1 protein-coding gene is annotated in these 1,458 nt (G+C 66.5%); it reads left to right on the top strand.

Going from position 1 to position 1,458, the window contains the following annotated elements; translation table 11 throughout:
* A partial coding sequence (locus G3N62_RS35480; protein WP_206141551.1) for an electron-transfer flavoprotein:ubiquinone oxidoreductase occupies positions 1–1,458 on the top strand: 1,458 nt, incomplete at both ends.

The following is a 1,458-nucleotide window of genomic DNA, read 5'->3' as shown; positions in this document are numbered from 1 at the left end:
GCAATACGGCCCGCGCGAATCGATGGAATACGACGTCGTGATCGTCGGCGGCGGCCCCGCCGGGCTGTCGGCGGCGATCCGGCTCAAGCAGCTGGCCGCCGAGAAAGGCACCGAGATCGGCGTGTGCGTGCTCGAGAAGGGTTCCGAGATCGGCGCGCACATCCTGTCGGGCGCGGTGATGGACCCGCGCGCGATCACCGAACTGTTCCCCGACTGGAAGGAGCGCGGCGCGCCGCTCGACGTCGAGGTGACGGAAGACCGCTTCCTGTTCCTGTCGGAGAGCAGCGCGGTCACCACGCCCAACTGGGCGCTGCCCGACAACTTCAAGAACCACGGCAACTACGTGATTTCGCTGGGCAACGTCACGCGCTGGCTGGGTCAGCAGGCCGAAGCGCTGGGCGTCGAGATCTTCCCCGGCTTCCCGGCCGCCGAGATCCTCTACAACGACGACGGTTCCGTGAAGGGCGTCGCCACCGGCAACATGGGCGTGGGCAAGGACGGCGAGCCGACCGAGAACTTCCAGCTCGGCATGGAGCTGCACGCGAAGTACACGCTGTTCGCCGAAGGCTGCCGCGGCCATCTGGGGCGGCAACTGATTGCGAAGTACAAGCTCGACGCGAACGCGGATCCGCAGGCATACGGGATCGGCATCAAGGAGCTGTGGGAAATCGATCCGGCCAAGCACAAGCCGGGCCTCGTGATCCACACGGCCGGCTGGCCGCTGAAGTCCGACACCTACGGCGGCTCGTTCCTGTATCACATGGACAACAACCAGGTCGTGGTCGGCTTCGTGGTGGGCCTGGGCTACACGAACCCGTACCTGTCGCCGTTCGAGGAATTCCAGCGCTACAAGACGCATCCGTCGATCCGCGCGTTCCTCGAAGGCGGCAAGCGCGTGTCGTACGGCGCGCGCGCGATCACGGCCGGCGGCCTGCTGTCGCTGCCGAAGACGGTGTTCCCGGGCGGCGCGCTGATCGGCGACGACGCGGGCTTCCTGAACGCATCGCGGATCAAGGGCAGCCACGCGGCGATCAAGACCGGCATGCTGGCGGCGGACGCGGCGTTCGACGCGGTGCAGGCCGGCCGCCAGTCGGACGAGTTGAACGCGTACCCGGACGCGTTCAAGCAGTCGTGGCTGTACACGGAGCTGTACCGCGCGCGCAACTTCAAGCAGTGGATGGCGAAGGGCCTGTACCTGGGCACGCTGATGGTCGGGCTCGAGCAGAAGGTGATGGGCGGCAACGTGCCGTGGACGCTGCACCACAAGCATGCGGATCACGAGATGCTGAAGCCGGCGTCGCAGTGCGAGCCGATCGAATACCCGAAGCCGGACGGCAAGCTGACGTTCGACCGGCTGTCGTCGGTGTTCATCTCGAACACGAACCACGAGGAGAACCAGCCGGCGCACCTGACGCTGAAGGATGCGAGCGTGCCGGTGAACGTGAACCTGCGCACGTA

This window comes from Burkholderia sp. Tr-20355 (genome assembly GCF_017104685.1).
Classification (GTDB): Bacteria; Pseudomonadota; Gammaproteobacteria; order Burkholderiales; family Burkholderiaceae; genus Burkholderia; species Burkholderia seminalis.
Note: the sequence above shows the minus strand (reverse complement) of the source record. Positions and strands in the feature narration are given on the sequence as shown.